Below are 13164 nucleotides of genomic sequence, written 5' to 3' on the forward strand. Positions count from 1 at the left end.
TTCGCCCTTGCAGCATTTTCGATCAAGCGTTTTTTCACTTGACATGAGTAATATTAATATTACTGTCAATGAGTAATAAAATACGGTCCCTCGGGAGGAAACATGACCGCCATCAGCTTGCGCAATCTGTCAAAGACATTTGGCACCTTCACAGCCCTTTCCGAAATGTCGCTCGATGTGAATTCCGGCGAATTTCTAACGCTGCTGGGCCCCTCGGGTTGCGGCAAGACCACGTTGCTGAAACTGATCTCCGGATTTCTGGAGCCGACCAGCGGTAGCATCAGCATCAATGGCAAGGACGTGACCAACATCCCGCCAGAGGCGAGGGATACGGCCCTGTGTTTCCAGTCTTATGCGCTGTTCCCTCATCTGACTGTGCGCGCCAATCTGGAATTCGGCCTGCGCCAGAAGAAATTGCCTGCCAAGGAACGGAATGAACGCGTCGCGGATGTTGCCGCAAAGCTCGAACTCAAGCAGCAGATGGACCGCCTTCCCAACCAATTGTCGGGCGGGCAACAGCAGCGTGTTTCTCTCGGTCGGGCTCTCGTCATGCGGCCAAGTGTTATCCTGTTTGACGAACCCCTCTCCAATCTGGACGCCAAATTGCGCGATCAGGTGCGGATCGAAATCCGCCGGATCCAGCGCGAATATGGCCTTACAGCGATCTATGTGACCCATGATCAGGCCGAGGCGCTGGCCATGTCAGACCGGGTTGTGGTGCTGAATGAGGGCCGTACGGAACAGGTGGATAGCCCTGAAGCAATCTACTCCCGCCCGCGCACAGGGTTTGTGGCTGATTTCATCGGCGATGCCAATGTTATTGAGGGCGTCATCGGCGAGAAGGGGGCTGAGGGATGCTGGCAGGTCGAAACGCCCGTTGGGCATTTGCAACTGCCGTTCGATGCCGGTGAGACCGGTTCGCGGGTTTTCCTTGGTTGGCGTCCCGAAAAAGTCAGTCTCGGTCAGGGTGCTCTTTCAGGTATCGTCAAGAACCGCGCCTTTCAGGGCCATTACACGGATCTGATGATCGAGACAAACGGCTTCACTCATCGCATTCAGGTTAGCGAAAGCAGTGCGCAGGAAGGTGATCTCGTTCATTTCGACATTCCTGTCGAGCACCTAATCGCACTGGAGGCGGGACTATGACATTCCGGCGTTGGGTCCTTGTGATTCTGCTGCTTCTGCCCGGGCTCGGTCTCATTTTATGGTTGATGGGCACCGTGGTCTATATCGCCGTTGCGCAGTCGTTCGGTCTTTATTCCATCAGTGGCGAGAGCCATTTGACTGTGGCCTTCTGGGCAGATCTGTTCGATAGCAAGATGTTTGGTCGTTCCATCCGATATTCCATTTATGTCGGTGTCCTGAGCGCGCTTTTCTCTGTGGCGCTTGCCTATCCGTTGGCGATCTGGTTGCGCAAACCCTTCCCTGGTTCCATGACCATTGGTGCAATCCTAAAGGCGCCCATGCTGGTGCATGGACTGGTCGCTGCCTTTCTGTTCATCAACATCGTCGCCTATCATGGCTTGTTCAACCAATTCATGATGTGGTTGGGCATCTGGGACAGCCCGCACAGGCTTCAAAATGACCGCAATGCCATCGGTGTGCTGCTGTTGCAGACCTGGAAGCAGATGCCTTTCGCTCTCCTCCTTCTGACAGGCGCCGTTCAGGGCATTTCGGACGATGTTCTCGATGCAGCACGCGATCTCGGCGCCGGATCTTGGGCGCGGTTTCGCAAGGTGATTGCCCCGCTGACGGTGTCTGGCATGCAGGCGGCCATGGTGATCATCTTCATCGGTGCGCTGGCCGACTTCAGCTTTCAGACCATTGCTGGCCCGATCAATCGGCAGTCTCTCTCGCAGCTCATGGTCAGCTACAAGGGGCGGGGCGACTGGCATTCCGCAGCCGTGGTGGGCGTGTCGATGATCGTGATCGCGCTCGTAGGATCGGCCATTCTGGCCTTTGTCTCCCGTCTTGTTCTGAAGGGAGGCAGGAAATGAGTCAGTCTCGCATCAACCGTATTCTCATGGGGCTGGTGGTCGTTGTATCGATCATCTGGCTGGTCATTCCCTTCTCCATGGCCATTCTTTGGTCGCTGGTGGATCCATCTCAGCCATGGACGGCAGGCACCTTGTTGCCTCCGGCTGTCTCCTTCTACCGATGGGTTGACATGTGGCAGAATTCCTCGTTGAAATCTGCCCTCATCACATCCTACACACTCGCGCCAACCACGGCCGTTGTGGCCTTTCTTCTGGCCCTGCCGACATCGTTCGCATTGGGCCGGATCGAGTTCCCGGGGCGCGAGGTCGCAAAGACCCTGTGTCTACTGCCACTGGTGGTGCCTCCCTTTATCACGTCGGTCTTTTTCTCGGCCCTGTTGTTTCAGATCGGTCTGGCAAGCTGGCGAATGGGGGCGATCGTCTTTGCCCATTCCATCATTTTCCTGCCTTATGCCATTCGCATCCTTACGGTTTGCTTCGAACAGGTCCGGCAGGATCACGTGGATGCAGCGCGTGATCTTGGTGCCAGCCACTGGGCGAGGTTCAAGGTTGCTTACCTGCCTGCCCTGCGCCCGGGCATCTTCGCAACGCTGCTGATCGTCTTCATCCAGTCGATCGAGGAATTTGCCATTGCCTTCATCGTCGGCTCGCCGGATGTGGTGACCATTCCGACGCTGCTTTATGCGGCGCTTGGGCAGGATTTCGTCCGCCCCAATGCTGCGGTGCTGTCTCTCATTCTTGTCGTTCCCAACATCATTCTGATGCTCGTTCTGGAACGGCTACTCAAGTCAGCCAATCCGACCCTGTCTTCCGGTAAGGGATGACCGGAGGCAGGCAACAATCAATAAAAATCCGAGCAGAATTCAACAGAGGAGATGATCCATGCTCAAGAAACTACTCATGTCAGCCACCGTGCTGCTTGCATCCGTGCAGATGGCATCTGCTGCGGATCTTGGCTCCATGTCGTGGGACGAGATCGTGGCACAGGCAAAGGAAGAGGGAGAGCTTACCTGGTATGTCTGGTACTTCCAGGATGACTTCCGCCGCGAGGTCAAGGCCTTCGAAGAAGCTTACGGCATTGAGGTGACCATTCCGGTGACCACTCTTGATGGCAACACCGAAAAGTTGCTTGCTGAGCGGGACCGCGACACCGGCGACATCGACGCCTTTGCATGGGATTGGGATCTTCTGAGCACGGTCAAACCGGCGTCCCTGTTCTACTCTCTCGACATGCTGCCTGAAGATGAAGGACGTGTGTCGACGCTGTCCGGATATGACAGCAAGGGCTATGCCTTCGCATTCTGGGGCAACCAGACCGGCATCGCCTACGACCCGGCCAAAATCGAAGCGGAAGATCTGCCGCAATCCGTTGATGACTTTGCTGCATACTGGCAGGCCAACCCCAACAAATTCGGCTTCAACTACGAAAATGGCGGATCTGGGCCGTCCTTCTACCAGAATGTTTTGCGCGTCGTCTCTGGTGCTGACTTCACAGACGGATCTGACAGTGACGAGCATCTGGCAGAGCTGCAGCCCGGCATCGACTTCTTCAACAAATATGCCGAAGATTATGTGATCACCGTATCGAACGCGGATTCGATCACGCGCGTTTCTGATGGCGAGCTGACGATGGCACCGGCTTGGGAAGACCATCTCGCAGGCTTGCAGAAACGGGGTGAAGTGCGCAAGGAACTCAAGTTCTACATTCCCGAAATGGGCATGAACGGGGGCGGCAATGCCATCGCCATTCCGCGCAACGCGCCGCATCCGGCTGCTGCCGCTGTCTTCGTCAACTGGCTGACATCGGCAGAAACCCAGTCGAAGCTCAATCGCAACTTCGGTAGCGCCCCAATGAATGCGGCTGCCGACGATAGCTATGCTCTTGTTCCCAACGAACAGCGCCAGTATCGCATGCCTTGGGGTGCTCAGCCATTCCGCGGCAAGGTTGAAATCGACTTCATCGAAAATGTTGTGCAGGAACGCTAAGCGTCCATGCCATCGAGGCCGGAGATCTCCGGCCTCGATACCCTTATCGAAACGATCCTCGTTCTGGCGATGAGCCTGCGATTGGCCTTGGCGCGACGCAACGCCGGGATTTTCCGATATCTCCGGACACCGGACATCCCTTGATTCCGGATATCCCCTGTCAAGGCCCGAACTGTTTGAGGCAACCGTGACAATTCTGAGCTTCCTGATCCAGCTAACCAGCGGCGCCATGCTGCTGTTGTTCTCCGTCCGCTTCATGCGGATCGGGATCGAGCGGCTATGGAGTGTTCAGATCCATGAGAGCCTCAGTGACGATTCCACGACCTTTCGCAATCTGATGAAGGGCACCGGTCTGGGCTTTCTCATGCAAGGGGCCACGGTGGTCATGCTGATGACGGCATCGCTGGCGGGATCAGGGTCCATTCCAATCCTCTCCGCAGCTGTTGTTGCCCTTGGCGCAGATATGGGCTCGGCACTGGCTGTGCAGTTTCTGCATTTGCCCATATCGGCATTGGGGCCTCTCGCGATCCTCGTTGGCGCAAGTCTCTATCTTCGCTCGAACAATCCGCGCCATCGCAACATGGGCCGCACGCTTCTTGGGCTTGGCCTCATTTTCCTATCCTTGTTTATCATTCGCGACAGTGTGGCGCCGCTTGGCGATATGCCATGGACGTCGGCAGTCGTCGACTATCTTAACCGGGATGCCGTGACGGCGGCCCTCGCTGGGCTGGTGTTGACATTCCTGATGCATTCCAGTGTTGCCGCAGTGCTGACCGCTGTTGCCTTTTCCGCTCATGCGGGGCTTGGCTCCTTTGCTGGGCTTGCTTTCATGCTGGGCTGCAATCTGGGCAGTGCGCTGCTGCCGGTGTGGCTGCTCAAATATGAAAACGAGAGAAGCAAGGCAGTTGCCCTGTCCGTGGCGATCCTTCGCTGTTGTATCGCTGGGTTTCTGGTTCTGCTTCTCGTCTTTGCACAGGGTCGGGTCGAGATCCCCCCCTTGCTGTCTGCTGACCAGATGATCCTCTCGGGCCATTTGGCCTTCAATTTTCTGTTGCTGCTCAGCGCTCCGGCCTGCCGCAAAGTCTGTTCGGTTCTGGAGCAACGCATGAACCATGGCCTTAATCATGCCAGTCCGGACTTGTCCGGCGACGTGAGCGAGGACAGCACCATCGCCTTTCCTGCAATAAAGCGTCAGGTGAGCGGCATGTTGGACATTGCCGCCATGATGCTGGAGGAGGGGGCCTCTGCTTCGCCCGACGTTGAAGCGATCGCACAGATGGAAATACGCATGAACGAGGGCTTGGTGAGCGTCCGCCAGTGCTATGCCCGCTTGCCTGTTGGCAACGAACAGGAGCTGGACAGCATTCGTCAGATCGTCGAGTTCGCCATTCGCGTCGAACGATGTGCGGATGTTCTGGCTGGCAAGTTTCTGGCGCTCCAGCTTGCTCACCGCAGGGGAGAATTCAAGTTTTCCGAGGAGGGGCTGGAGGAAATCGAAAGGATCATCGACGCCGTCCGCAAGGCGATCATTCTGGCGCAGGAAACGGCATGGACCGGTTTCGTTCCCGTTGCCCAGCAGCTTGTGGTGCACAAGCAGAATGTCGCCGAGATGGAACAGACGAGCCGCGCCAATCATCTGGCGCGCTTGCGGCGCGGTAACCTGACCAGCCTTGCATCCAGCAATCAGCATTTGGAGATGATCGCCGATCTCAAGGAGATGAACAGCAAATTCGCAACCATTGGCTACGCAGTGATGGAACAGCATGGACGATTGAAAAAGTCCCGCATCAAAAATGCCTCGGCAGTTCCCCCTGCTTCGTGAATTTCAGCCACGAGCCAACGGACAAGACACTCAGGAACCGGTGATCACATAACTCGCGTTCCTATCCCAGACAACCGACCGGACATCAGCCGATCATCCGCTCCCAAGGGATGACGGCCGGTCCAATCCGATGAAGTGGAGACCTCGATGACTATCAGAAACTGGTCGATGCCAGAGCCAAAGCGTAGCAATCTCAAAGCATTGCTAACCGGCCAAAACGCAGACACGCCATTTCCTCCCGCCATTTCCGAGCCTGGAAAGGGCGGCAAATTTGACGCTGCGGGGTCTCTGCTCAAATTTCCCGGCAACACCTTCATTTGTCATATTGATCGCCAGTCGGCCTTCTTTGAAGCGCTCTGCACAATGCAGGATCGGCTGAAGGCCATGCCTTATGCGGATCATTTTTCTTTCCTGCCCAAGGCAAGCTTCCACATGACCGTGTTCTGCGGGGTTAGTGGAGATCCACTGGGACAGGATGGCTGGACAGACGCTCTGCCAATTGGCAGCGATCTGCCGACGGTCACCAACTCCTTCATTTCTGCGCTTAAGCGCGAAAAGGGAGAGGCTGGCTTCAGCGTCAAGGCGACAGGGTTGGTCCTGCCGGCCACAATCGAAATGGCCGGCTCGAACGAGATAGAAGAGAAAAAGCTGCGCGCCACTCGGGCGCTGCTCGAAAGGGTCACCGGCATCAAACGGGGAGATATTGAAAGCTATGGCTTTCATGTAAGCATGGCATATCCCGTTCGCTGGCTCAGTCCGGATCAGGCCGACGATGTGATCAAAGAGGCCGAGGCTCAGTTTGAAGACTTGCTTGCCAACTTTGGCCCAATCGCTCTGGATCCCGTGGAATTCTGCTTGTTTGAAACCATGCATCGGTACGACACGATCGGGGTGCTGGATGAAACCGGCTACCGGGAAACCAGCGCAGATGCCGAACGCTACGAGCAAAGTGAAGCATCATAAAGCGGGCAAGCGTCCGCTTTCTCCAATGGCGCAGAGACGCATTGGTCGAGGCAGTGTACATCGCGACATCTGTTGACATTGAAGGGGGCACTGGTTCAATCCCAGTTTCCCCACCATCCTTTCCGCTACTGATCAGATGACGACAGTTCGGCGCTTGTTTACCTGACAGCTCCGAGCGGGCCGTCTGCTATGTCGGCAATCCGCCAAAGCAACCTGCGAGGTTTCGTGCCTTGTCGCTGATGCGACAGAATTTTGCGCGAAAATGCGTAGCGGGCACCAATATATTCAAAATTTGTTGTTATTAGGGGCGCTGAGCAGAACGTCCTGCTCTGGATTTTAGGCGTTATGTAGTCTAACTTCATTACGCTATGACCAAAACCGCCGAACCCTTACCACACGCCATTCGCCCCGTTCTGTCATTTCTGGGCAAGGCTGGCCAACGGGCCAGCGAAGAGCGCTTTCGCCTTCTGTCCCAGATAGACAGGGAAGGCTCGATCTCCGCTGCGGCCAAAGCGGTCGGGATCAGTTACAAGGGGGCTTGGGATGCGGTCCATGCCCTTAACAACCTGTTTCCATCGCCCCTTGTCGTCACTCAGCCCGGTGGACGAAAGGGTGGAGGAGCATTCCTGACCGAAGAAGGGCGCAAGGCTCTTCAGGCTCATCAGTATCTCACGGAACGGCTCGCTGCGTTTTGGGCTGAACTGGAGCAGGATATGATGGGTTCTTCTGATCGTGCCGTTTCTCCCAGTCCTCTCTTGTGGAGTTTTGCCATGCGAACCAGCGCACGGAATGTCTTTCACGGTATCGTTGAATCCGTGATTACGGGTGCTGTTCATTCAGAGGTCGCCTTGCGCGTATCCGACCGAACGCTCCTGACCGTTATCCTGACCAACAAAAGCGCCGAGTCGCTTGAGCTGCGCGAAGGGCTGGAAGCCTTCGCCCTCATCAAGGCGTCGGCACCTGTCTTGATGATCGACGAAGGACAGACCCGCCTGTCAGCGCGAAACCAGATCAGGGGTGCGGTTCTGTCTGTCGAGGATGGGGCGGTGAATAGTGAGGTGTTGATCGATATCGGTGACAGCAAGGTTTTGACCGTCATTATCACCAAACAGAGCGTTGAAACGCTCGCAATCAAGCCCGGAGAGCCGGTCTGTGCCATGATCAAGGCCTCGCAGATCATTCTCGGGGTCGAATAGTCGCTTGTCTTTTTTGCGTTTTCTTTTTTATGAGGATTGTCATGTCGTCCCTGTTGAACAAACCCGCTCTTTGGTCCTTGATTGCCCTCGCGCTCTCGCCTCTTGTTGCGCCGCAGAGCGAGGCGGCAGAAACCAAGATCGCCGTGGCTGCCAATTTCACCTCGGCTGCCAAGGAAATCGCTGCCGCCTTCAAGGATGAGACCGGCCATGATGCCAAGCTTAGCTTCGGATCGACCGGCAAGCTTTTTGCCCAGATCGTCAATGGCGCGCCTTTTACGGTCTTTCTGGCGGCCGATCAGGCCCGTCCGATCAAAGCGGAGCAGGAGGGAGCGGCGGTTGCCGGATCCCGCTTCACTTATGCCACTGGGCGGATTGTGCTCTTCAGTCAGGACGCGGAACTGGTTGATGGGGAAGGGGCCGTACTCCAGTCGCCCGACCGGTTTGATCGCCTTGCCATCGCCAACCCTGCCACTGCGCCCTATGGTGCTGCCGCGATGGAGGTGATTGAGGCGCTTGCCGTGCCGGTCGCAACGCAGGACAAGATCGTCCGCGGCGACAGCATCTCTCAAACCCATCAGTTTGTTGCCTCGGGCAATGCACAGCTGGGGTTTCTTGCCCTTTCGCAGGTCATCAATCTTGATCAAGGGTCTCAATGGGTGGTTCCGACCGCGCTTTACACGCCGATCCGACAGGATGCTGTCCTTTTGAAAACCGGAGCAGATGACGAAGCAGCCAAAGCCTTTATGATCTTTTTAAAAGGGGATAGGGCAAAAGACATCATTCGCTCATTCGGCTATGGTGTCGAGTGAAACACACGGACCTAGAGGGCCTTACCAACGGGGAGTAGATGAGTGCTGGAAGCCATCCTGCTGACGCTTGAACTGGCCGTGACGGTGACTGTCCTCTTGCTGCTGATCGGCACGCCGATTGCGTGGTGGCTGGCCCGTTCAAAATGCTGGTGGAAGGAGGCCGTTGGTACGGTTGTGGCGTTGCCTCTGGTGCTGCCGCCAACGGTGCTGGGGTTTTATCTTCTGCTGGCGCTGGGGCCAAACAGCTTTCTTGGACGGTCGATTGCTGCCGTGTTCGGGCAAACCCTGCCTTTCACTTTTGCGGGGCTGGTGGTGGCGTCGATCATCTATTCCATGCCCTTTATGGTGCAGCCGATCCGCAATGCCTTTGAGGCAATAGGGGAGCGTCCCCTTGAGGTCGCGGCCACCTTGCGCGCTTCGCCGCTGGATCGCTTCTTTACGGTCGTCCTGCCGTTGGCCCGTCCGGGGCTGATCGCCGGCACGATCCTGAGTTTTGCTCACACGGTGGGAGAGTTCGGTGTCGTTTTGATGATCGGGGGGAACATTCCCGGCGAGACCAAGGTCCTGTCGGTCGCGATTTATGACTATGTCGAGACCCTGCAGTGGAGCAAGGCGCATATATTGGCTGCCGGTATGTTGGTCTTCTCGTTCCTTGTCATTTTCACCACGACCACCATCGAAAAACGCTTGCGGAGCAAGATGCAATGAGGGATGGAAACGAAAGCCCGGATCAGGAGATGACCGCCGCATTTCGGGGGGCGTTGGGGACGTTCGATCTGGATGTCTCCTTTTCTTTGCCAGCGCGGGGCGTTACCGCTCTTTTTGGTCCATCCGGTTGCGGCAAGACGAGCATTCTTCGATGTGTTGCCGGGCTGAACCGTTTGGCGGATGGCTTCTTTTCTCTCAAGGGTCAGGTCTGGCAGGATGCGGACCGGTTCGTTGCCACACACAAGCGGCCCATCGGATATGTCTTTCAGGAGGCAAGCCTGTTTCCCCATCTGTCGGTTGAGGACAATCTGCTCTTTGGCCACAAGCGGATGGCGGCGCGTGTTGACAACGGGAGGGCGGTGCTCAATCAGAAAGACGTGGTTGAGTTGCTGGGTATCGGGCCATTGCTCAAGCGGTCGCCGCTCAAACTGTCCGGAGGCGAGCGGCAGCGCGTTGCCATTGGGCGGGCGCTTCTGTCGTGTCCCGAGATCCTCTTGATGGATGAGCCGATGGCGGCGCTCGACCGTTTCAGCAAGAACGAGATCCTGCCTTATCTGGAGCGGCTGCATGACGAGTTGGCCATCCCTGTCCTCTATGTCAGCCACGATCTTGCAGAAGTGGAGCGGTTGGCGGACCAGATGGTCCTGATGGAACGGGGGCATGTGCGGGCTGTGGGTCCGCTGCAGGCGCTCCTGTCCGATCCCTCGTTGTCCTTGGCGAGCATGCCCGATGCGGCTTCGGTGCTGTCCGGAACGCTGCATGCGTATGATGAGCGCTATGGCATCGGCACCATTGATGTGTCTGGAACCTTCTTTCAGATCCCCGGCGTTGCGGGGACAATCGGGCGGCCGGTGCGCCTGCGCATTGAGGCAAGCGATGTGTCGCTGGCTCGCAATATGCCTGAGGGCAGTTCCTCAATCCTGAACACGCCATCGGTGCGGATCGAGACCATTCAGCCATTCGGTGAGCATATGGCGAACGTCTTTCTAACCTTCGAAGGCGAGGGGGAGACACAGTCGCTTCTGGCCCGCATTTCGCGCAAGAGTCTGCATCTGTTGGATCTCAAGCCGGGCGAACCTGTGCAGGCGATGGTCAAATCGGTGTCTCTGGTCAGGGAAGCCTAGGAAGGCAGGGCAGCTCTACTCGACTGCTTCATCCGCATCAGGCGCTGCAGGGCTTGCGATGACAATCCCCTGTCCGCGGCGCGAGATCAGTCTGCCTTCTGCAACGAAGGGGGAGAGGGCTGCTTCAATGACGCGTTGAGAGGTCGAGAATTTCAGCATCATGGCGCGCATCGAGGGTAGTTTGGCACCGGGACCGAGGCGTTTGATCTCCGCTGCGATCCAGTCGGCCACTTCTTCGCGGCGGTTGGTACGGGCGGAGGGGGAGTTCATGACGGATGCCTCAAGTCTGATATGTCTGGGTCCAAGGTGCCTGCTTTGGATGGCAGAGGATGTCTTTTTCGGACAACCCGCCTGACTGTTTTGGGAGAGGCTGGCTGCTCGTCTTCTCTGTGTGAGGTGAGGGAGAAGAGTGGAGATCATGACAGGAGAAGGCCATGATCTCCCTTGGAGCCGTCCCAGACGATTGGTGCCATCGGAATGCATGGACGGGTGCTATGCATTCGTCAAAAGGGCTTTTGAAGTTCGCTAGGTACGCTCGACAAGCCCAACCAACCCCAGACAGCAACTCTGTGCTTCACCATGGGCAAAGCCGGGCTGAATGGCCCGGTCGTTGCCTCAGTTTTTGCCTCAGTCGGCGTCGCGTTCCATGATCCACTTGACCTCGGGGGCTGCCTCGAAACGCCATTTGCGCAAGGGGCCTGCCATGACATTGAGATAATACATCTCGAAGCCATAGGGGGCACCACAAGGATGGTGGCCTTTTGGCACCAGAACCACATCGCCGTCCTTGACTGCCATCACTTCATCAAGAGAGCCATCGTCGGTGTAGACCCGCTGGATGCCGAACCCGTCACCCGGATTGAGCCGGTGATAATAGGTCTCCTCTAGGTAGGTCATGTGAGGGAAGTTGTCCTCGTCGTGACGGTGGCTGGGATAGGACGACCAGTTTCCATTCGGCGTGAAGACCTCGGTCACCAGAAGACTGTCGGCGACGTCGCGACCTTCCATGGCAATGTTGTTGATGAAGCGGGTGTTGCTGCCCTTGCCCCGCGGGGTCAGTTCGATGCCGTCGGGGCCGAGGCGCTGGGCCTCATAAGTGCCCTTGCCGGGGGCTGAACAGATGGCGATCTTGCAGGGCGTGGTTGCTTTCGCGGACCAGTCGGAGCCATTGGGGACATAAAGGCAGTGGGGCGGGGTGCGTTCGAAAACGCTCATGCGTTCGCCCATTTCGCCCCAGTCTTTTCCAGCAGCCGTGACGGTCGCCTTGCCTTCCACCATGACGAGGATGACTTCCCGGTCACCGGTTGCTTCGGCTGCGGTCTCGCCGGGCTGCAGATCATAAAGGGCAAAGCCGACATAGCCCCAATTGGCGGATTCGGGCGTGATGTCATGCACCTTGCCGGATTGGGCCGTTGGCTTTCTTTGTAGGTTGGTCACGATTGTTCCTCCGCATTGTCATCGGGGTCTTTGTAGGTGAGGAGAAGCGCATAGATGCACCAGACGCCGGCCGCTCCGAACAGGAGCGCCCAGACGTAGGCACGATCATATGCTTCGACCCCAGCCCACCCGCAGGCAACGAGTGTTACTGCGATACGGACCCAGAGAGGCCGGAAGGAAGGGTGGGAGGCGTCAAGCATGAAGTCTTCTCTCTTTTACGTGTTGATCAGATCAGGCCAGCATCTTTTGACATGGCCTTGAGGGCCTTGAGGCCCATGGTCTGATACTCAAGCGGGTTGCGGACATCGGGATCCTGTTCGGCCTCGATGACGATCCAGCCATCATATTTATGCTCTGCGGCGATTGTCAGAACCGGCTCGAACGCAACAATGCCCTCCGGGTCGCCCGGTACGGTGAAGACACCACGACGCACGCCTTCAAGGAAGGACAGATCGTCGGCTCTGACCTGTTTCATGATGTCGGGCCGGATGTTCTTGGCATGGATATGGCCAACCCGGTCCATGTATTTCTTGGCAACCTGTTCGGGTTTGCCGCCACCAAAAAAGCAGTGACCGGTGTCGAGCAACAGATGGGTGGCCGGGCCGGTGTGCTTCATAAAGAGGTCGATTTCCTCGGGGCTTTCCACCACTGTGCCCATGTGATGATGATAGACCAGCGTGATGCCTTGATCAGCCGCAAACTGGGCTAGCTCCTCAACACCTTTGCCGAACGCTTCCCAGTCGCTGTCAGACAGGACCGGTTTGTTGTTGACCGGCGTGTCATCCGCGCCGTGGATGGCGTTGGAGGTTTCACAGGTGATGATCACCTTGGAGCCAACCGCCTTGAGCAGATCAAGATAGCTCTGCATGGCGGCCTTTTCGTCCTCGATGCTGTTGGTCAGTACGTTGAGAGAATGCCAGCCGGAGACATATTTGAGGCCCCGTCCGCCGAGTTCCTTCTCGATCCCTTCCGGGGTCGTTGGCAGTTTGTGGCCTTTCTCGATGCCGTCGAAGCCGATCTTGGCTGTTTCATCAAGGCATTGCTCTAGGGTGATGTGAGCGCCCAGCGACTGATCGTCATCATTGGACCAGGCAATTGGATTTGTACCGAACAGGATCATGG

At 57.0% G+C, this 13164-nt stretch carries 15 protein-coding genes; 11 read left to right on the plus strand and 4 right to left on the minus strand.

Annotation, left to right across the window (positions count from 1 at the left end):
- Positions 1-102 precede the first annotated feature (102 nt).
- From CPH65_RS09435 to modC, 11 genes are all read left to right on the plus strand, one after another.
- The gene (locus CPH65_RS09435) at positions 103-1146 is read left to right on the plus strand and encodes an ABC transporter ATP-binding protein (protein ID WP_096173251.1); all 1044 of its coding nucleotides are present in this window, start codon (positions 103-105) and stop codon (positions 1144-1146) included.
- Positions 1143-1997 (plus strand): ABC transporter permease, encoded by an 855-nt coding sequence (locus CPH65_RS09440; RefSeq protein WP_096173252.1) that lies wholly within the window; start codon positions 1143-1145, stop codon positions 1995-1997. The genes CPH65_RS09435 and CPH65_RS09440 overlap by 4 nt, the downstream gene beginning before the upstream one ends.
- On the plus strand, positions 1994-2821 hold the full coding sequence (locus CPH65_RS09445; protein WP_096173253.1) for an ABC transporter permease: 828 nt from the start codon (positions 1994-1996) through the stop codon (positions 2819-2821). The genes CPH65_RS09440 and CPH65_RS09445 overlap by 4 nt, the downstream gene beginning before the upstream one ends.
- A 58-nt stretch (positions 2822-2879) precedes the next feature.
- Positions 2880-3983, plus strand: a complete 1104-nt coding sequence (locus tag CPH65_RS09450) for an ABC transporter substrate-binding protein (protein ID WP_096173254.1) — start codon at positions 2880-2882, stop codon at positions 3981-3983.
- Between the two features lie 6 nt (positions 3984-3989).
- Entirely contained in the window at positions 3990-4127 is a 138-nt protein-coding gene (locus CPH65_RS23835) for a hypothetical protein (RefSeq protein ID WP_157747593.1), read from the plus strand.
- Positions 4128-4170: 43 nt separating this feature from the next.
- Entirely contained in the window at positions 4171-5805 is a 1635-nt protein-coding gene (locus CPH65_RS09455; protein WP_096173255.1) for a Na/Pi cotransporter family protein, read from the plus strand.
- A 147-nt stretch (positions 5806-5952) separates the two neighbouring features.
- A complete protein-coding gene (locus CPH65_RS09460) occupies positions 5953-6768 on the plus strand; it encodes a DUF1868 domain-containing protein (protein WP_096173256.1) in 816 nt (271 codons plus the stop codon).
- 368 nt (positions 6769-7136) lie between these two features.
- Positions 7137-7964: a TOBE domain-containing protein gene (locus tag CPH65_RS09465; RefSeq protein ID WP_096173257.1), complete on the plus strand. Its 828-nt coding sequence runs from the start codon at positions 7137-7139 to the stop codon at positions 7962-7964.
- Between the two features lie 41 nt (positions 7965-8005).
- Positions 8006-8773 (plus strand): molybdate ABC transporter substrate-binding protein, encoded by a 768-nt coding sequence (modA, locus tag CPH65_RS09470; RefSeq protein WP_096173258.1) that lies wholly within the window; start codon positions 8006-8008, stop codon positions 8771-8773.
- A 42-nt stretch (positions 8774-8815) separates the two neighbouring features.
- Positions 8816-9481 (plus strand): molybdate ABC transporter permease subunit, encoded by a 666-nt coding sequence (gene modB / locus CPH65_RS09475; RefSeq protein WP_096173259.1) that lies wholly within the window; start codon positions 8816-8818, stop codon positions 9479-9481.
- The gene (gene modC / locus CPH65_RS09480; protein ID WP_096173260.1) at positions 9478-10605 is read left to right on the plus strand and encodes a molybdenum ABC transporter ATP-binding protein; all 1128 of its coding nucleotides are present in this window, start codon (positions 9478-9480) and stop codon (positions 10603-10605) included. Before modB ends, modC begins: the two co-directional genes overlap by 4 nt.
- 15 nt (positions 10606-10620) lie before the next feature.
- Here modC and CPH65_RS23840 read toward each other — a convergent pair whose 3' ends face one another.
- The 4 genes from CPH65_RS23840 to iolE form a co-directional block, all read right to left on the minus strand.
- Positions 10621-10875: a GntR family transcriptional regulator gene (locus tag CPH65_RS23840; protein ID WP_157747594.1), complete on the minus strand. Its 255-nt coding sequence runs from the start codon at positions 10873-10875 to the stop codon at positions 10621-10623.
- A gap of 357 nt (positions 10876-11232) precedes the next feature.
- Positions 11233-12042 carry a 5-deoxy-glucuronate isomerase gene (gene iolB / locus CPH65_RS09490; RefSeq protein ID WP_096173262.1) on the minus strand — a complete coding sequence of 270 codons (810 nt, stop codon included), beginning with the start codon at positions 12040-12042 and terminating at the stop codon, positions 11233-11235.
- Positions 12039-12242 carry a hypothetical protein gene (locus CPH65_RS09495; RefSeq protein WP_096173263.1) on the minus strand — a complete coding sequence of 68 codons (204 nt, stop codon included), beginning with the start codon at positions 12240-12242 and terminating at the stop codon, positions 12039-12041. The genes iolB and CPH65_RS09495 overlap by 4 nt, the downstream gene beginning before the upstream one ends.
- Positions 12243-12268: 26 nt before the next feature.
- Positions 12269-13162, minus strand: a complete 894-nt coding sequence (gene iolE / locus CPH65_RS09500; protein WP_096173264.1) for a myo-inosose-2 dehydratase — start codon at positions 13160-13162, stop codon at positions 12269-12271.
- Positions 13163-13164 lie beyond the last annotated feature (2 nt).

Source organism: Cohaesibacter sp. ES.047, assembly GCF_900215505.1.
Lineage (GTDB): Bacteria > Pseudomonadota > Alphaproteobacteria > Rhizobiales > Cohaesibacteraceae > Cohaesibacter.